The organism is Nocardioides sp. Z35_8, assembly GCF_059621125.1.
In genome coordinates this window covers 1,845,741-1,863,432 of sequence record NZ_JCAQIE010000001.1, presented here as the reverse complement: position 1 = coordinate 1,863,432, position 17,692 = coordinate 1,845,741, and the positions used below count along the sequence as shown (strand labels likewise).

The 17,692-nt window shown below is 72.2% G+C and carries 17 protein-coding genes; 7 read left to right on the top strand and 10 right to left on the bottom strand.

Going from position 1 to position 17,692, the window contains the following annotated elements; genetic code table 11:
• Positions 1-3 precede the first annotated feature (3 nt).
• Complete coding sequence (locus AC54T2_RS08995) at positions 4-198, top strand: hypothetical protein (RefSeq protein WP_186341317.1); 195 nt, start codon at positions 4-6, stop codon at positions 196-198.
• 19 nt (positions 199-217) lie between these two features.
• Here the strand turns inward: AC54T2_RS08995 and sucD are convergent, their stop codons facing one another.
• The gene (gene sucD / locus AC54T2_RS08990) at positions 218-1,099 is read right to left on the bottom strand and encodes a succinate--CoA ligase subunit alpha (protein ID WP_186341316.1); all 882 of its coding nucleotides are present in this window, start codon (positions 1,097-1,099) and stop codon (positions 218-220) included.
• A gap of 17 nt (positions 1,100-1,116) precedes the next feature.
• On the bottom strand, positions 1,117-2,286 hold the full coding sequence (gene sucC / locus AC54T2_RS08985) for an ADP-forming succinate--CoA ligase subunit beta (RefSeq protein ID WP_186341315.1): 1,170 nt from the start codon (positions 2,284-2,286) through the stop codon (positions 1,117-1,119).
• 128 nt (positions 2,287-2,414) lie between these two features.
• On the opposite strand from sucC, the gene AC54T2_RS08980 reads away from it, so the two are divergent.
• Both AC54T2_RS08980 and AC54T2_RS08975 read left to right on the top strand, forming a co-directional pair.
• Positions 2,415-3,749: a cryptochrome/photolyase family protein gene (locus AC54T2_RS08980; RefSeq protein ID WP_496666004.1), complete on the top strand. Its 1,335-nt coding sequence runs from the start codon at positions 2,415-2,417 to the stop codon at positions 3,747-3,749.
• A 208-nt stretch (positions 3,750-3,957) separates the two neighbouring features.
• Positions 3,958-4,725: a M23 family metallopeptidase gene (locus AC54T2_RS08975; protein ID WP_496666003.1), complete on the top strand. Its 768-nt coding sequence runs from the start codon at positions 3,958-3,960 to the stop codon at positions 4,723-4,725.
• Positions 4,726-4,762: 37 nt separating this feature from the next.
• On the opposite strand, the gene pcrA is transcribed toward AC54T2_RS08975, so the two are convergent.
• The 6 genes from pcrA to AC54T2_RS08945 form a co-directional block, all read right to left on the bottom strand.
• Positions 4,763-7,120, bottom strand: coding sequence for a DNA helicase PcrA (gene pcrA / locus AC54T2_RS08970; protein WP_186341312.1), 2,358 nt, complete (start codon positions 7,118-7,120; stop codon positions 4,763-4,765).
• A gap of 36 nt (positions 7,121-7,156) precedes the next feature.
• Positions 7,157-7,510, bottom strand: coding sequence for a hypothetical protein (locus tag AC54T2_RS08965; RefSeq protein ID WP_496666002.1), 354 nt, complete (start codon positions 7,508-7,510; stop codon positions 7,157-7,159).
• Positions 7,511-7,520: 10 nt separating this feature from the next.
• Positions 7,521-7,979 (bottom strand): universal stress protein, encoded by a 459-nt coding sequence (locus AC54T2_RS08960; protein ID WP_496666001.1) that lies wholly within the window; start codon positions 7,977-7,979, stop codon positions 7,521-7,523.
• 1 nt (position 7,980) lies between these two features.
• Positions 7,981-9,396, bottom strand: coding sequence for an APC family permease (locus AC54T2_RS08955; protein WP_496666000.1), 1,416 nt, complete (start codon positions 9,394-9,396; stop codon positions 7,981-7,983).
• A gap of 67 nt (positions 9,397-9,463) precedes the next feature.
• Positions 9,464-10,129, bottom strand: a complete 666-nt coding sequence (locus AC54T2_RS08950; protein WP_186341308.1) for a LuxR C-terminal-related transcriptional regulator — start codon at positions 10,127-10,129, stop codon at positions 9,464-9,466.
• Positions 10,126-11,484, bottom strand: coding sequence for a PspC domain-containing protein (locus AC54T2_RS08945; protein ID WP_489975906.1), 1,359 nt, complete (start codon positions 11,482-11,484; stop codon positions 10,126-10,128). The genes AC54T2_RS08950 and AC54T2_RS08945 overlap by 4 nt, the downstream gene beginning before the upstream one ends.
• Positions 11,485-11,627: 143 nt before the next feature.
• On the opposite strand from AC54T2_RS08945, the gene AC54T2_RS08940 reads away from it, so the two are divergent.
• On the top strand, positions 11,628-12,821 hold the full coding sequence (locus AC54T2_RS08940; RefSeq protein WP_496665999.1) for a PspC domain-containing protein: 1,194 nt from the start codon (positions 11,628-11,630) through the stop codon (positions 12,819-12,821).
• Between the two features lie 11 nt (positions 12,822-12,832).
• Positions 12,833-13,216, top strand: coding sequence for a hypothetical protein (locus AC54T2_RS08935; RefSeq protein ID WP_186341305.1), 384 nt, complete (start codon positions 12,833-12,835; stop codon positions 13,214-13,216).
• A gap of 3 nt (positions 13,217-13,219) precedes the next feature.
• On the opposite strand, the gene AC54T2_RS08930 is transcribed toward AC54T2_RS08935, so the two are convergent.
• Both AC54T2_RS08930 and AC54T2_RS08925 read right to left on the bottom strand, forming a co-directional pair.
• Positions 13,220-14,908, bottom strand: coding sequence for an aminotransferase class V-fold PLP-dependent enzyme (locus AC54T2_RS08930; protein ID WP_496665998.1), 1,689 nt, complete (start codon positions 14,906-14,908; stop codon positions 13,220-13,222).
• Positions 14,905-15,945, bottom strand: coding sequence for a glycerophosphodiester phosphodiesterase family protein (locus AC54T2_RS08925; RefSeq protein WP_496665997.1), 1,041 nt, complete (start codon positions 15,943-15,945; stop codon positions 14,905-14,907). Before AC54T2_RS08925 ends, AC54T2_RS08930 begins: the two co-directional genes overlap by 4 nt.
• Before the next feature lie 77 nt (positions 15,946-16,022).
• On the opposite strand from AC54T2_RS08925, the gene AC54T2_RS08920 reads away from it, so the two are divergent.
• Positions 16,023-16,565 (top strand): YbaK/EbsC family protein, encoded by a 543-nt coding sequence (locus AC54T2_RS08920; protein WP_496665996.1) that lies wholly within the window; start codon positions 16,023-16,025, stop codon positions 16,563-16,565.
• Between the two features lie 53 nt (positions 16,566-16,618).
• On the top strand, positions 16,619-17,659 hold the full coding sequence (locus AC54T2_RS08915; RefSeq protein WP_496665995.1) for an LLM class F420-dependent oxidoreductase: 1,041 nt from the start codon (positions 16,619-16,621) through the stop codon (positions 17,657-17,659).
• Positions 17,660-17,692 lie beyond the last annotated feature (33 nt).

The window sequence follows — 17,692 nt, the reverse complement described above, 5'->3', positions numbered from 1 at the left end:
ACGGTGTCCATTCCTTCGACGCTGACCAGCTCGGCCTGCCCGACCCTGCCGTCGCCGCGACGTCCCAGCGCGGTGGCACCGGTGCGCCTGCTGGGCGCGCACGTCCTGTGGCGGCTGCTGTGGCAGGCGCACCGGCCCGCCCTGCACGTGAAGACCACGACGGCCCCGCAGGTGGACCTGCGAGGCCGTCTGGAGTGAGCCCGGGGGCCCCGATGACTCAGAGTCCCTGGAGGATCTCCCGCATCAGCGCGGCGGTCTCGGACGGCGTCTTGCCGACCTTGACCCCGGCGGCCTCGAGGGCCTCCTTCTTCGCCTGCGCGGTGCCCGAGGAGCCCGAGACGATGGCGCCGGCGTGGCCCATGGTCTTGCCCTCGGGGGCCGTGAAGCCGGCGACGTAGCCGACGACCGGCTTGGTCACGTGCTCCTTGATGTAGGCCGCGGCCCGCTCCTCGGCGTCGCCGCCGATCTCGCCGATCATCACGATCGCCTTGGTCTCCGGGTCGTTCTCGAAGGCCTCGAGCGCGTCGATGTGCGTGGTGCCGACGATCGGGTCGCCGCCGATGCCGATGGCGGTGGTGAAGCCGAAGTCCTTCAGCTCGTACATCATCTGGTAGGTCAGCGTGCCCGACTTCGACACCAGGCCGATCGGGCCCTTGCCCGCGATGGTGTGCGGCGTGATGCCGGCCAGCGACTCCTCCGGCGTGATGATGCCGGGGCAGTTGGGGCCGATCATGCGGGTCTTCTTGCCCTCGAGGTAGGCCACGACCTCGGCCGTGTCGAGGACCGGGACGCCCTCGGTGATCACCACGAGGAGCGGGATCTCGGCGTCGATGGCCTCGATGCAGGCGTCCTTGGTGAACGCCGGCGGGACGAACGCGACCGACACGTCGGCGCCGGTCTCCTTCATCGCCTCCTCGACGGTGCCGAAGACCGGGAGCTCCTTGCCGCCGAGCTCGACGGTCGTGCCGGCCTTGCGGGCGTTGACGCCGCCGACGATGTCGGCGCCCGACTCGACCATGAGGGTCGTGTGCTTGGCACCCATGCCGCCCGTCATGCCCTGGACGATGATCTTGGAGTCCTTGTTGAGGTAGATGCTCATCTGTTCAGTTCTCTCTCTCAGGCCTGGTGGGCGAGCTCGGCGGCCTTGTCGGCCGCGCCGTCCATCGTGTCGACCTGGGTGACCAGCGGGTGGTTGAGCTCGTCGAGGATCGCGCGACCCTTCTGCACGTTGTTGCCGTCGAGGCGTACGACGAGCGGCTTGGTGGCGCTGTCGCCGAGGATCTCCAGCGCGCCCTTGATGCCGTTGGCCACCTCGTCGCAGGAGGTGATGCCGCCGAAGACGTTGACGAAGACGCTCTTGACCTGCTCGTCGCCGAGGATCACGTCGAGGCCGTCGGCCATCACCTGGGCGTTGGCGCCGCCGCCGATGTCGAGGAAGTTGGCGGGCTTGACGCCGCCGTGCGCCTCGCCGGCGTAGGCGACCACGTCGAGGGTGCTCATCACGAGGCCCGCGCCGTTGCCGATGATGCCGACCTGGCCGTCGAGCTTGACGTAGTTGAGGCCCTTGTCCTTGGCCTTCGACTCGAGCGCGTCGGCCTCCTCGCGGATCTCGAACTGCGCGTGGTCGGGGTGGCGGACCTCGGAGGCGTTGTCGTCGAGCGACACCTTGCCGTCGAGGGCCTCCAGCTTGTCGCCCTCGAGGCGGGCCAGCGGGTTGACCTCGACGAGGGTGGCGTCCTCCTCGACGTAGACCTTCCACAGGTTCTGGACCATCTCGATGGCCTGGTCGCGCAGCTCGGCGGGGAACTTCGCCTCGTCGACGATCGCGGCGGCCTTCTCGGGGGTGACACCCTCGAGCGCGTCGATGCGGATCTTCTTCACCGCGTCGGGGTTGGTCTTGGCGACCTCCTCGATCTCGACGCCGCCCTCGACCGAGGCGATGCACAGGTGCGAGCGGTTGGAGCGGTCGAGCAGGAAGGAGAAGTAGTACTCCTCCACCGGCGGGGTCGCGGGGGTGACCAGGACGCGGTTGACCCGCAGGCCCTTGATCTCCATGCCGATGATGTCGCGGGCGTAGGACTCCGCCTCGTCGGCGGTCTTGGCGATCTTCACGCCTCCGGCCTTGCCGCGGCCGCCGGCCTTGACCTGGGCCTTGACGACGGTCACGCCGCCCATCTCCTCGGCTGCGGCGCGAGCAGCCTCCGGGGTCTCGGCGACGACACCCAGGGTGGTCGTTACTCCATGCTTGGCGAAGAGCTCTTTCGCCTGAAATTCCATCAGGTCCACGAGGTGACCGATCCTTTTCGTCTGCGAACAGTGGCGGGATATCCCTCTCGGCACCCTAGACCTCATCGGCGTGGTGGCACGAGGTCAGGTGGAGTGGCGGTGCTCACGCCCGGGCTACGGTGAGGAGCATGCCCACCTCGGACCGGGACGCGCGCTCGAGTCTCGTGTGGTTCCGCCGCGACCTGCGGGTGCGCGACAACCCGGCGCTGCTGGCGGCCCTCGAGGAGGGCACCACGACGGCGCTCTTCGTGGTCGACCCCGCCCTGTGGGCGGGGTCGGGCCCCGCCCGGCGGGCGTGGCTCGCCGCCAACGTGCTGGCCCTGGCCGAGCGCATCCCGCTGACGATCCACCACGGCGACCCGCGCGAGGTCGTGCCCCGGGTGGCCGCCGGCCGGCGGGTGCACGTCGCCGCCGAGACGACCCCCTACGGCCGTCGCCGCGACGAGGCGGTGGGCCGGGAGGTCGAGCTGGTCGCCACCGGATCGCCGTACGCCGTCGGTCCCGGGCTCGTGCGCAACGGCAGCGGCGGGCCCTACCAGGTGTTCAGCGCCTTCGCCCGGGCGTGGCGCGAGCACGGCTGGCCGGAGCCGGCCCCCACGCCCCGCTCCCCCGCGATCGAGCCGTGCCAGTCCGACCCGCGCGCGCTCGGCCTGCTCGAGGACGCGGTGGCCGGCGCGCCGTTCGACCTCCCCCCGGCCGGCGAGGACGCCGCGTGGCGGCGCTGGCGGGCGTTCCGCGACGCCGGCCTGCACGACTACGACGTGGCGCGCGACCGTCCCGACCACGACGGCACGTCGCGGCTCTCGCCCTACCTGCACCTCGGGGTGCTGCACCCCCGCTCCCTCCTCGCGGAGGTCGCGCACACCTCGACGTACGCCACCGAGCTGGCGTGGCGCGAGTTCTACGCCGACGTCCTGTGGCACGCCCCGGGGTCGGCGTGGGCCGACCTGCGCCCCGCACTGGCGGGCATGCGCTACGACGACCCGGAGGACGCCGTCGAGGCGTGGCGCACCGGCACCACGGGCTACCCGGTCGTCGACGCCGGGATGCGCCAGCTGCTGCACACCGGGTGGATGCACAACCGCGTGCGGATGATCACCGCCTCGTTCCTCACCAAGGACCTGCACGTGTGGTGGCCCGTCGGCGCCCGCCACTTCCTCGACCTGCTCATCGACGGCGACGTCGCGTCCAACAACCACGGCTGGCAGTGGGTGGCCGGCACGGGCACCGACGCCTCGCCCTACTTCCGCGTCTTCAACCCGGTCACCCAGGGCCTGAAGTTCGACCCGGACGGCGACTACGTGCGCCGCTGGGTCCCCGAGCTCGCCCACCTGCCGGGGCGGGTCGCCCACGAGCCGTGGAGGTCCGACGTGGGCCACGAGCACGACTACCCCGTGCGGATCGTCGACCACGCCGAGGAGCGGCGCGAGGCCCTCGAGCGCTACCAGGCCGCCCGCCGGTGAGGAGACCGTCCGTTTACCGACCGCCGGACCGGGGTATGTGGCCAGATTCCGTCAAGGGTTGCACTTTCCCGTGATGTTTCCGTTACAGTCGGGCGCGGTCTAGCCGACCCGAACCCCCCTGACGATCCGGCAGATTGGTAATTCCTTCATGGGCAACCACCGAGCGGAGCGCGCTCCCAAGCGCCGCACCTCGGCATCGGCTGCACCCGTGAGCGGCAAGCGGCGCGCCACCCCGGCGCCGCGCCGTTCCCTGGTGCGGCTGCCGTCCGTCCCGCTCGTGGCCGGTGTCGCCGTCCTCGCGGTCTCCGCCACCGCGGCCGTCACCGGTGCGGGGGCCGGCGTCACGACGCTGGCCTCGACGGGCTCGACGGTCGGCTCCACCCAGGCCATCGGTGCGGCCGCCGGGCAGGCGCTCTCGCGCCGCGGTCCCCTGGTCAGCCGCGGCGACATCCGCGACTCCGGCAGCGAGGAGACCGACCCCGAGCTGGTCGCCCTGGCCGAGAAGCAGGTGGCCGAGTACGCCGCCAAGCTCAAGGAGATGCGTCAGGCCGCGGAGAAGCAGGCGGCGAAGATCAAGGAGAACAAGTGGGTTCTCCCCCTCGCCAGCTACGGCATCACCGCCACCTTCGGCCAGTACGGCCTCTGGGCCAGCTACCACACCGGCCTCGACTTCAACGCCAACAGCGGCGACCAGATCCTGTCGGTCGCCAACGGCACGGTCACCTCGACCGGCTACGACGGCGCCTACGGCAACAAGACCGTCGTCACCCTCGATGACGGCACCGAGATCTGGTACTGCCACCAGACCTCCATCTACGTCTCGGTCGGCGATCGCGTCAACGGCGGCGAGGTCATCGGCACCGTCGGCACGACCGGCAACGTCACCGGCTCCCACCTCCACCTCGAGGTGCGTCCCGGCGGCGGCGGACCGGTCGACCCGTTCCAGGCCTTCGTCGAGCACGGCATCGTCCCCTGACCGACCGCCGTCTCCGGGGACCGGACGAGCCGCGGGGCTAGAGCTTCTCGACCGGGGCGTAGCGCAGCAGCAGTCGCTTGACGCCCTCGGAGCCGAAGTCGATGGACGCCACGGACTTCTCGGCCGCGCCCTCCACGGCCACGACCGTGCCCATGCCGAAGGAGTCGTGCACGACCCGGTCGCCCGGGTCGAGGCTGGGGATCGCGCGCGCCGGCTTGGCCTTGGAGGCCGCGTCGGCGCGCAGCGCCGCCGAGCTGAAGTTGCGGCGGCCCGCGTCGGTGGGGGTGCCCAGGCGCGTGGACCCGCCGGTGAGGTCGGTGCGGCCCCACCGGGTCTGCTCGGCCGCCGTGCGTCGCCAGTCGACGAGGTCGACCGGCAGCTCGTCGAGGAAGCGGCTGGCCGGGTTGTGGCTCGGCGCCCCCCAGGCGGAGCGGACGAGGGCGCGCGAGACGTAGAGCCGCTGCTGCGCGCGGGTGAGGCCGACGTAGGCGAGGCGGCGCTCCTCCTCGAGCTCGGGCTGGTCGCCCAGCGAGCGCTGGTGCGGGAACACGCCGTCCTCGAGGCCGGTGACGAACACCACGGGGAACTCCAGGCCCTTGGCGGTGTGGAGCGTCATCAGCGTCACCACGCCCGTGTCGTCGCCGTCGGGGGTGTCGGGGATCTGGTCGGCGTCGGCGACCAGCGCCACCCGCTCCAGGAAGTCACCGAGGCCCACCGCGACCGTGCCGGCCTCCACCTCCGCCGGGTCGGCGCTGGGACCGGGCTGGGGGTCCTCGGCGAACTCGCGGGCGACGGCCACGAGCTCGGCGAGGTTCTCCACGCGGGTGCCGTCCTGCGGGTCGTCGCTGGCCTCGAGCTCGGCGAGGTAGCCCGAGCGCTCGAGCACCGACTCGAGGATGACGTCGGGGCGCTCGTCGGCCTCGACCATCGACTGCAGCTCCTGCACCATCGCGACGAACCCCTCGATGTTGCGCAGGCTGCGCGTGGCCAGGCCGGGCGCGTCGGCGGCGCGGGTCAGCGCCTCCCAAAAGGTGATCCGGTCGCGCTCGGCCAGGGCCGCGATGCACGCCTCGGCCCGGTCACCGATGCCGCGCTTGGGGGTGTTGAGCACCCGGCGCAGCGAGATCTCGTCGGCGGTGTTGACCAGCATCCGGAGGTAGGCCAGCGCGTCGCGGACCTCCTTGCGCTCGTAGAAGCGCACCCCGCCGACGACCTTGTAGGGCTGGCCGGTGCGGATGAACACCTCCTCGAAGACGCGCGACTGGGCATTGGTGCGGTAGAACACCGCGACGTCGGCGGGGCGTACGCCGGCCTCGTCGGCGAGCCGGTCGATCTCCTCGCTGACGAAGCGCGCCTCGTCGTGCTCGTCGTCGGCGACGTAGCCGACGATGCGGGCGCCCTCCCCCGCGTCGGTCCACAGCCGCTTGGGCTTGCGCCCGCGGTTGTTGCCGATGACGGAGTTGGCGGCGCTGAGGATGGTCTGCGTCGAGCGGTAGTTCTGCTCGAGCAGGATCGTCGTCGCGTCGGGGAAGTCCTGCTCGAAGTCGAGGATGTTGCGGATGTCGGCGCCGCGGAAGGCGTAGATGGACTGGTCGGCGTCGCCGACGACCATCAGCTCGCTCGGCTCGACCTGCTCGGAGCCCTGCTCCTCGAGGGACTGCCCGCACAGCTGCTGGATCAGGCTGTACTGCGCGTGGTTGGTGTCCTGGTACTCGTCGACCAGGACGTGACGGAAGCGCCGGCGGTAGTTCTCCCGGACGTCGGGGAAGGCCTGCAGCAGGTGGACCGTCGTCATGATCAGGTCGTCGAAGTCGAGGGCGTTGGCCTCGCGCAGGCGCCGCTGGTAGTGGCTGAACGCCTTGGCGTAGGCCTCCTCGAAGGAGTTGCGCGCCTCCTTGGCGGCGTCCTCGGCGTCGCGCAGCTCGTTCTTCTGGTCGGAGACCCAGTGGAGCACCGCGTTGGGCTGGTAGCGCTTGGGGTCGAGCTCGAGGTCGCGCAGCACCAGCGTCATCAACCGCTTGGAGTCGGCGGCGTCGTAGATCGAGAAGTTGGACTTGAAGCCCACCCGGTCGATCTCCTTGCGCAGGATGCGCACGCAGGCGGAGTGGAAGGTCGAGACCCACATGATGCGCGCGCGCTTGCCGACGAGCTCCTCGACGCGCTCCTTCATCTCGGCCGCGGCCTTGTTGGTGAAGGTGATCGCCAGGATCGAGCCCGGGTGGGCCTTGCGCTCGTTGATCAGCCACGCGATGCGCCGCGTCAGCACCCGCGTCTTGCCCGACCCGGCGCCGGCGACGACGAGGAGCGGCGCGCCGGCGTGGGTCACCGCCGCGCGCTGCGGCTCGTTGAGGCCGTCGAGGAGCGGGTGGTCGATCAGTGCGTCAGTGGGGCTCATGTCCTCCCCAGCCTATGCGGGAGGGGGGACACCCGATCAGGCGTGGGTGGGGGCCCAGAAGACGGCCACACCGATGTTGACGACCGTCAGGGCGAGCAGGCCCAGGTAGAGGCCCTGCGGGATGCTCGGCTTGCGCATGTTGACCATCACCAGCACCAGGATGACCAGGCCGATGCCGAACTTCACGGCGATCTTGGCGTGGTCGGGCGAGGCCACCTGCTCCAGCACGCCGACCAGCAGCAGGCCGGCGACGAACGCCAGGCCCGCGCCGTCGCGCATCAGCGGGTTGACCGTCGTGGTGTCGCTGCGCAGCTGGACGAGGAGCCCGCCGAGCAGCGCGGCGTAGCCGAGGATGTGGGCGAACAGCAGCACCAGGCGCAGGGTCTCCATGCGGCGCACCCTACCGATCGCTCTTGCGCCTCCGGGGTCTGGGGGCGGGCCGCACGACGAGCACGGGGCACGGCGCGTAGTGCTGGACGCGTTGAGCGGTGCTGCCGACCAGGACGCTGTCGCTGAGGCCCCGTCCACCGGCCGCCACCACGACCAGCCCCGCGTCGTACTGCTTGGCCGCCTTGATGATCTCGTTGGCCGCCGAGCCGCTGCGGATGCGCTTGTGGACCTTCGGCCCCCAGCCGTCGAAGACGGCGGCGATGGCGTCGACCGCGTTCTGCGCGGCGTCGCGGAAGGAGCCGTCGAACCCGCGCTCGGACACGTCGTCGGCGAAGGCCACCGAGGCGAGCGGTCGCAGCACCGCGATCACCGAGATGTCGGTGATCTTCGCGGGGTCGGCGAAGGACTTGAGGTGCTTGGCTGCGGCCAGGGATTGGCGCGAGCCGTCGGTGGCGACGATGACGTGCATGTCAGGCTCCCTTCACGGCGCCGGTGTCGGCGGAGTCGGGGTTGCGGGACCCGAACACCTTCTCCACAACGTAGAGGATCCCGCCGAGGCCGACGAGGGCCGCGCACCAGATCAACGAGGACGGGTCGGTGACGACCACGTAGCCGAGCAGCACGATGTTGCCGATGAGTCCCAGCACGAGCAGGACGCTCGGGGCGCGGAACGTGTCGTCGGACTCGTCCTGGCCGCGCAGCTTGAAGCAGGACACGATGACGCCGGCGTAGACCGCCAGCAGGAGCGCCACCGTCACCGAGGCCAGCCGGCTCACGATGTCGACGTCGAGGCCGATGCGGCCCAGCACGTCGCCGGCGACCACCAGGCCGATGACGACGGCGGCGCTGAAGACCAGGGCGACGTAGGGGCTGCGGCGCGAGCTGTGGATCTTGCCGAACGCGGCGGGCACGACGTCCTCGCGGGCCATGCCGTAGAGGATGCGCGACTGGGTGACGACCTGGACGAGCGTGGTGTTGGTGATGGCGACCATCGCGATGATCGCGAAGATCAGCGTCATGGCGGTGACCGACAGCGGCAGGATGCCGGCCTTGACGACCTCGAGGAGGGCGGCGTCGGACTCGGCGAGGGTGTCGATCGGGACCGTGAGGGCCGCCGACATCGACACCAGCACGTAGATCACGCCGGCGGTGGCCATGCCGCCGATCAGGGCGATCGGGAAGTTCTTGCTGGGGTCAACGGTCTCCTCGGCGACGTTGGCGACGTTCTCGAAGCCGGTCATCGCGAAGAACGACAGGGCGACACCGGCGACGATCGCGAAGATGACGTTGTCGCCGGTCGAGAAGTCGCCGAGCGCGGAGAAGTCGGCCTTGCCCTGCCCGATGTAGATGATGGCGATGACGACCACGATGACCAGGCCGATGATCTCGACGAAGGTCATCAGCATGTTGGCGACCACCGACTCGGTGATGCCGATGAAGTTGAGCAGCGCGAGCAGCAGGATGAAGGCGATCATCACCAGCAGGGCGGGCGGCGCGTCCCAGACCTCGGCGACGTACTGCGAGAAGCCGGCCGCGAGCGACCCGGCGGCGGCGAAGGTGGCCGACAGGTAGGTCACCGTGGTGAGGAACGTCAGCGGTTTCTTGCCGAACGCCTTGTTGACGTAGAGCGAGGCGCCGGCCGCCTGGGGGTACTTCGTGGCGAGCTCGGCGTAGGCCAGGCCGGTGAAGCCGGCGACCGTCACACCGACGGCGAAGGCGGCCCAGAAGGCTCCGCCCACCTCGCCGGCGACGGAGCCGATGAGGACGTAGATGCCGGAGCCCAGCACGTCTCCGAGGACGTAGAAGAACAGGAGGCGACCGGTGATCGACCGCTTGAGCCCGCCGTCGTCGTCGGCGACGGTCGCGGGGGACGCAGTGTCTGCCATTCCCCGACCCCAGCGCCTCGGCGAGGGCTTTGTCAATCGCCGCCCACCCGGACGGGCGCGGTGCCGCTCAGAGCAGGCGGCGGTCGGAGGCCCACTTGGTCAGCTCGTGGCGACTCGACAGCTGGAGCTTGCGCAGCACCGACGACATGTGGGTCTCGACCGTCTTGACCGAGATGAAGAGCTCCTTGGCGACCTCCTTGTAGGCGTAGCCGCGGGCGATCAGGCGCATCACCTCACGCTCGCGCTCGGTGAGGCGGTCGAGGTCCTCGTCGACGGCGGCGACGTCGATGGAGCCGGCGAACGCGTCGAGCACGAACCCGGCCAGCCGCGGGGAGAACACCGCGTCGCCGCCCGCGACGCGCAGGATGGCGTCGACGAGCTCGGGGCCCGTGATCGTCTTGGTGACGTAGCCGCGCGCACCCCCGCGGATGGTGCCGATGACGTCCTCGGCGGCGTCGGAGACCGAGAGCGCCAGGTAGAGGGTGTCGGGCGCCGGATGGCGCCGCATCACCTCGACGCCGCCACCGCCGGGCAGGTGCACGTCGAGCAGCACCACCTGCGGCTGCAGCTCGCGCACCACGGCGACCGCGGCGTCGGCGTCGGCCGCCTCGCCGACGACCTCGACCAGCCCCGCACCGCTCGCGGCGAGCTCGGCACGCACCCCGGCGCGGAACATCGCATGGTCGTCGACGAGGACGACGCGCACGGGACGCTCTGGGCTGGCCTGGTTCATCGGGTCTCCTCGCGGTCGGGCGGGCTGTCGTGCGGGCGGTCGTGCGGGCGGTCGTGCCGGTGGGGAGCGCGCGGCATGTGCAGGCGCACCTCGGTCCCCTCACCGGGTGCCGAGCGTACGTCCGCGCTGCCGCCGTGGCGCGCCAACCGGTCCACGATGCTGCTGCGGACGCCGTGGCGGTCGGCGGCGACGGCGCCAGGGTCGAAGCCGGCGCCGCGGTCGCGCACGAACACGTCGACGGCTCCCGGGGTGGTCTCGGCGTAGACGTCGGCACGCTGGGTTCCGGCGTGCTTGGCGGCGTTGACCACGGCCTCGCGGGCCGCGAGGACGACGGGGCGCAGCGACTCGTCGAGGTCGCAGTCGCCGACGGTGACGACGTCGACGACGACGGGGTGCTGCGACTCGACGTCGGCGGCCATCTCCTTGAGTGCACCGGCGAGCGTGGTGGTGTCGGGGGTGTCGGCCTCGAAGAGCCACTGGCGCAGGTCGCGCTCCTGCGAGCGGGCGAGCCGGGCGACGGTGGTGGCGTCGTGGGCGTTCTTCTGGATGAGCGCGAGGGTCTGGAGCACCGAGTCGTGCAGGTGCGCGGCCATGTCGGCGCGCTCCTGGGTGCGCACCCGCTCGGCCCGCTCGGCGCCGAGGTCGTTGACCAGGCGCAGGACCCACGGGCCGACCACGATGGCCAGGCCGAGCAGCCCCAGCAGCCCCGCGACCACGACGGGGACCGCGATCGTCGCGCGGCCGGCGAGGGCGAAGACGACGAGCGCGGTGACGATGAGTCCCAGCCCGGCCGCGATGCGGCCGTAGGCGGCCCAGCCGCCGTTGCCGAAGATCGCCCGGAACGGGTCGATGCGGCCGGAGGAGTCCATCCAGCGCTCGCGCTGCGCCTCGTCGGCCTGGCGCCAGAGCAGTCCGACGCCGGCGATCGCGAGGACCACCGGCCAGAACAGGGCCCCCTGGCCGAACAGGGCCTCGACGCCGAGCACCACGCCGAGGAAGAGGGCGCCGAGCGCGACCGCGGGCCCGGCGTCGCGCAGCAGCGAGCGGCGCCCGGGACGCTTGCCGGTGCGGGTCGCGCTCTCCAGGCCGGGAGCGCCGACCTCGAAGTGCTGACCGGCGGGCAGGAACACCCACAGGCCGGCGTAGAGGATGAGTCCGAAGCCGCCGAGGAACGCGGTCGCGACGAAGAACCCCCGCACCCAGAGCACCGGCAGCCCGAGGTGGCGCGCCAGGCCCGAGGCCACCCCGCCCACCAGGGGTGCGGAGAGGTCGCGGTAGGCGCGGCGCGGCTCGTCCGGGTGGGACGGACGGGACGGGCGGGCGGCCGGGCGGGCGGGGGGCGGGGGATGGCTCATCGTGGCTCCATCGTCGCAGGCGCGCAGGGCCGCGACCATGAGGTTCGACCCCGAGCCGACCCTGACCCCCACCCCGGGAACCACCGCACGGATCAGGGCTGTCCCCGATGGTGGCGGGCGGCGCACGCGGGGAGAGTGGAGCCATGGACGACGTCAACCCCTCCGCCGAGCAGCCCGCCCAGGCCACCCCTCCCCCGTCGGGCCCTCGCGTCACCCGCGACGAGATGAAGGATCTCGGCCGGCTCCGGCGCAGCGTCACCGACCGGTACGTCGCGGGCGTGGCCGGCGGCATCGCCCGCCACCTCGACATCGACCCGATCATCGTGCGCGTGGCGCTGGCGGTGGGGGCCTTCTTCGGCGGCGCCGGACTCATCGTCTACGTCGCGGCCTGGCTCCTGGTGCCCGAGGAGGGCACCGCCGACGAGCCGCTGGGCCTCGACGAGCGCAACCGGACGATCGCCCTCGGCGCCGCCGGCGTGCTCGCCCTGGTCGCCGCGCTCAGCGACTGGGCCGGCGCCTTCTGGTTCCCGTGGCCGCTGGCGATCGTCGCCGCCCTCGTGGTGTGGTTCCTGCACCGCAAGCAGCCGGGGTCACCGCCCCCACGCGCCGGCACCACGTACGCGGGGCCCATGGAGCCCACGGCCTACGCTCCCCCGCCGGAGCCTGCCTGGGCACCCCCCACCGACCCGGCGTGGACGTCCTACGCCCGCACGCCGCGACCGGAGCCGCGCACCCCGCGCCGGCGCGGGCCGATCCTGTTCTGGTTCACCCTTGCGTTGATCGCGCTGGCCGAGGGCGTCCTCGGCGTGGTCGACGTCGCCGGCGTGACGGTCGCGGACAGCGCCTACCCGGCGCTGGCGCTCGGCATCACCGCCGTGATGCTGGTGCTCGGCTCGTTCTGGGGTCGCGCCGGAGGCCTGATCCTGCTGGGCCTGGTGGCGGCGATCACCACCGCCGTGACGACCGTCAACAGCACCATCGGTGACGAGAACCGCTACCTCGCCCCGACCACCGCCGCGGGCGTCGAGGACACGTACGACTTCGGGGGCGGCCGGTTCACGCTCGACCTCTCCGGGGTCTCCGACGTCGACGGGCTCGACGGCCGCGACGTCGCGATCGACGCGGTCGGCGGGCAGGTCGACGTGATCGTGCCCGAGGGGATGGACGTCGACGTCCGGGCCGAGGTGGTCGGTGGCAGCGCCGTGGTCTTCGGCCAGCGCAGCGGGGGCTTCGCCATCAGCCAGGAGGGCTTCGTCGACGGCGGCGACGGCGTCCCCGACATGTCCATCACCATCGACCTGGTCGGCGGCGAGGTCGTCGTCCGCGAAGCGGCCTGAGGAGCACTGCCATGAGCGACAACGAGAACCAGAACGACCACCGGAACGACGAGCTCCGCCCCGCGGGACTCGACGCGTTCTCCTACGACACCGGCGCCCCGGTGGACGCCACCGCCGGGCCGGACGCCTGGCCGACGGCGTACGACGAGCCGATGACCGGCCCTCTCGACGCACCCGCCCGCGCGACGGGCCTGCACCCGGTCAACGTCGGCCAGCTCGTGATGGGCGTCGCCTTCGCCGGCATGGTGGTGGTGTGGGCGCTCCTGCAGGGCGACGTGGTGGAGACCCACCAGCTGCGCTGGCTGATGCCGATGCCGTGGCTCGTGGCCGGCGCCGCCGGGCTCGCCGCCACCGTCTGGCCCACCGGGCGAGGGCCGGCGCGCTCCCAGCCGTGATGCCTAGCCCAGGGAGCAGGCGGGCAGCGCGAACCACCTGAGGGCGTCGAAGTCCTCGTCGAGGTGGGCGGTGTCGGACCAGTCGGGCGGCGACGCGGCGGCCATGATCGCGCGGCCCTCGTCGAGGTGCTCACGGAGCACCGAGACGGGGGCCGTCTGCGGGTGCGTCGGCCAGGTCATCGTGCCGTCGGGGCCGTAGGTCACGTCGGTCAGGCGCAGCGGCGGCTCGACCGGGCCGGTGCGGTGGTGCCACAGGCCGGTGAGGGGGTCGAACCGGTAGTCGCCGAGCAGCCGCCAGCCCTCGCGGGCGACGAGCCGCACCGCCTCCACGACGTAGGTGAAGACCTCCTCGTCGAGGAAGTAGTTGAAGTTGACCCGCACCCAGCCCGGCTTGATGCCCTCGCACCCGCCGGCGATCTGGGCCTCGAAGCGGTGGCTGCGGTCGAGGTCGATGTCGAGCAGGCGGTGCCCGTAGGGGCCGGCGCACGAGCAGCCGCCGCGCGTCTGGATGCCGAACAGGTCGTTGAGGAGCGCGACGACGAAGTTGTGGTGCAGGTAGGCGCCGTCGGGCGCCTTGATGACGAAGGAGACGATCGAGAGCCGCTGGGAGTCCAGGTTGCCGAGGATCTGGATGGTCGGCTCGGCGACCCACGCCTCCACTGCGCGCCCGAGCAGCTCCTCCTCGTGCTGCTGGATCGTCTCCACCCCGACGGCCTGCTTGAGCTGGAAGACCAGGCCGGCGCGGATGGACTCCACGATCGCCGGGGTGCCGCCCTCCTCCCGGTGCGCCGGGTCGTCGAGGTAGCGGTGCTCGGAGGTGTTGACGTACATCACCGTGCCGCCGCCGGGCACCACCGGCACCCGGTTGGCCATGAGCTCGCGCCGCACGACGAGGACCCCGGGGGTGCCGGGGCCGCCGATGAACTTGTGCGGGCTGAGGAAGATCGCGTCCTTGTGCGAGCTGCCCGGCCCGTACATCTCGATGTCGACGTAGGGCGCGCACGCGGCGAAGTCCCAGAAGCTCAGCGCGCCGTGCTCGTGCAGCAGGTCGGCGACGCCCTCGGTGTCGGTGACGATGCCCGTCACGTTGGAGGCCGCCGAGAACGAGCCGATCTTGAGCGGCCGGTCGGCGTGACGCTCGAGCTCCTCGCGGAGGTGGTCGAGCGAGACCCGGCCGTCGGCGTCCTCGTGGATGGTGACGACGTCGGCGATGGTCTCGCGCCAGCTCACCTCGTTGGAGTGGTGCTCGAACGGGCCGAGGAAGACCACCGGGCGCTCGTCTGCGGGGATCGCGTCGCTGAGGGCGTAGCGGTCCTCGAGGGTGGAGGGCACGCGGAGGCCGAGGATGCCGATCATCTTGTCGATGGCCGCGGTGCTGCCGGACCCGCAGAAGACGACGACCGTCTCCTCGTCGCCACCGACGGCGTCGCGGATGATCCGCCGCGCGTCCTCGCGCAGCCGGGTCGTCTGGAGGCCGGTGCCGCTCGCCTCGGTGTGGGTGTTGGCGTAGGCCGGCAGCACCTCGGTGCGGATGAAGTCCTCGATGAAGCTCAGGCTGCGACCCGACGCGGTGTAGTCGGCGTAGGTGACGCGCCGGGGTCCGTAGGGGCCGTGCATCACCTGGTCGTCGCCGATCACCGATGCGCGGATGCGCTCGAGGAGCGGGGTCGAGGGGGCGCCGGCGTGGGTCACGGGGCGAGCGTACGCCGGTGCGAGGCGTTGCCTTGCACCTCCCGCACCACGGCCAGCGCCTCCTGGGGGTGGTCGGTGATCACGCCGTCGACCCCGGCAGCGAGCACCGCCCGCACCTCGGCTGCCATGTCACCGGGTGCGTCGCGGGCATGACCGCGGCGGAGGTTGGTGGGCAGGAAGCGGTTCTCCGCGCGCACGGTCCACGCGTGGACCGTCAGCCCGCGCCGGTGGGCATCGCGCACGAGCGTGGACGGCGCGCCGATCGCTCCCCCGCCGTCGCGCGGGAGCACCAGGGAGGTGTGCGCGCCGACTCCGTCGGCGTACTCGTCGATCTTGTCGAGCTCCTCCGGCGGCGGCAGGTGCCCCGGCGCCAGCAGCTGCACCAACGGGAGCCGGGTCAGGCGGGTCAGGCGTCGCAGGACGGGCGACTCGAAGGACATCAGCGTCACCCGCGCCCAGGGGTCGTCGAGGCCGTGCCGGGCGAGGCCGCGCAGGAGCGGCACCTCGAGCGGCAGCCCCGCCGCGTCGTGGTGGGCGGCGTGCTTGAGCTCGAGCATCAGCCCGACGGGCCGACCCCGCCTGGCCGACTCCGCACCGGCCATCGCCAGCACCTCGGTGAGGCTCGGCACCCCCTCCGTCCCGTCGTACGCCGCGCTGGCCGGGCGGGTGGCGGGCATCCGCTCACGGGCGGCGAGCGTCGTGACCTCGGCCAGCGTGAGGTCCTGGACGAACCAGGCCCGCTGGTCGACCCCGTCGATGCTGCGGGTGCGGCGCAGGTGCGCCAGCCGGGGGTGGTCGGCCACGTCGGTGGTCGCCCCCAGGTCCAGGTCGTGGCGCGCCACGAGCACCCCGTCGCGGGTGGCGACGAGGTCGATCTCGATGTCGTCGACGCCCATCCGGATGGCCGTGCGATAGGCGCCGAGCGTGTGCTCGGGACGGTGCCCGCTGGCGCCGCGGTGCGCAACCACGGCAGGGGTCGCGACCAACGACGAGGTCGAGACCGTCCTGGCCCGGGGGGCCTCGCGAGTCACCGTCACGGCACCACCGTGCCCGCCGCGGGCGACCCGGCGGTGGTGCCGAGATGGCGTTGGGATGAATGGCGGATGATGACCCCGTGACGCTCCCCAGCCTCCCCTCCCTGACGTCCCTGCCGGCCACCGAGCACCCCGAGCTGCTCGCGCCGCCCGTCGCCGCGGCGCTCGCCTCGTGGCCGGGCGCCGCCGACGTGGCGGTCGTCGAGATCGCCCCCGATCTCGCCGACACCGCCGCGATGAGCGAGGCCTACGGCATCGCGATGACCGCCAGCGGCAACTGCGTCGTCGTGGCGGGCTCGCGGGCCGGCGAGGAGCGGGTCGCGGCGTGCGTGGTGCGTGCCGACACGCGGGCCGACGTCAACACGCTCGTGCGCCGGATGCTCGACGTGCGCAAGGCGTCGTTCCTCCCCATGGAGCGCGCGGTGGCCGAGACCGGCATGGAGCGCGGCGGCATCACCCCGGTCGGGCTCCCGTCCGGGTGGCGCGTGCTGGTGCACGAGGCGCTGCTCGCCGAGCCGGTCGTGGTGATCGGCAGCGGCGTACGCCGCTCCAAGCTGCTGGTGCCCGGGCCCGCGCTCGCCGGCCTCCCCGGTGCCGAGGTGGTGCCCGACCTGGGCCGCTGAGCACCACGCGGCGACCCTTGCCATCGTGACAGCGGCACTGTCACGATTGCTGCATGCGCCTCGCCTCCCTGCTGATGTACGACGGCAACCCCCGCACGGCGGCCGACGAGGTCGTCGCGCTCGAGCGGGCCGGCCTCGACAGCGTGTGGGTCGCGGAGGCCTACGGCTTCGACTCCCCCACGCTGATGGGCTACCTGGCCGCGAAGACGGAGACCGTCCGGATCGGCTCGGGCATCCTCAACATCTACTCCCGCACGCCCGGCGCCCTGCTCCAGACCGCCGCCGGGCTCGACAACGTCAGCCAGGGTCGGGCGATCCTGGGCCTCGGCGTGAGCGGTCCGCAGGTGGTCGAGGGCTTCCACGGCGTGCCCTACAGCCGGCCGATGGCGCGCACCGCCGAGGTCGTCGAGATCATCCGCAGCGGCCTGAGGCGCGAGCCGCTGTCGGCCGCCGGGGAGTTCCACCTGCCGCTCGACAAGGAGCACGGCGCCGTCACCGGCCTCGGCAAGCCGCTCAAGCTGCTCAACCGTCCCGAGCGCGACACCGTCCCGATCTGGATCGCCGCGCTGGGCCCGAAGAACGTCGAGCAGACCGCCGCGATCGCCGACGGCTGGATCCCCCACCTCTTCCACCCCGAGAAGGCGCACCGCGTGTGGGGCGACGCCCTGGCGGCGGGCGCCGCGAAGCGCCAGCCCGGCCTGGGCCCGCTGCAGGTGATGGCCGGGGGCATGGTCTCCATCGGCGAGGGTCCCGACACCACCTCGCTCCTCGACTTCGCGCGCCCGATCTTCGCGCTCTACGTCGGCGGCATGGGCGCCAAGGGCAAGAACTTCTACAACGACGTCGCGCGCGCCTACGGCTACGAGCGGGAGGCCGAGCAGATCCAGGAGCTCTACCTCTCCGGCAAGAAGCGGGAGGCCGAGGCGCTGGTGCCGACCGAGTGGCTCGAGGCCGCCAACCTCGTCGGCCCGGCGTCGTACGTCAAGGAGCGGATCGAGGCGTTCCGCGAGGCCGGCGTCACCGACCTCAACATCACGCCCGTCAGCGAGGACCCTGCCGCCACCGTGGCGCAGGTGAAGGAATGGGTGTCCTGAGCCGAACGGCCCGCACCCTCACCGAGAGGAACA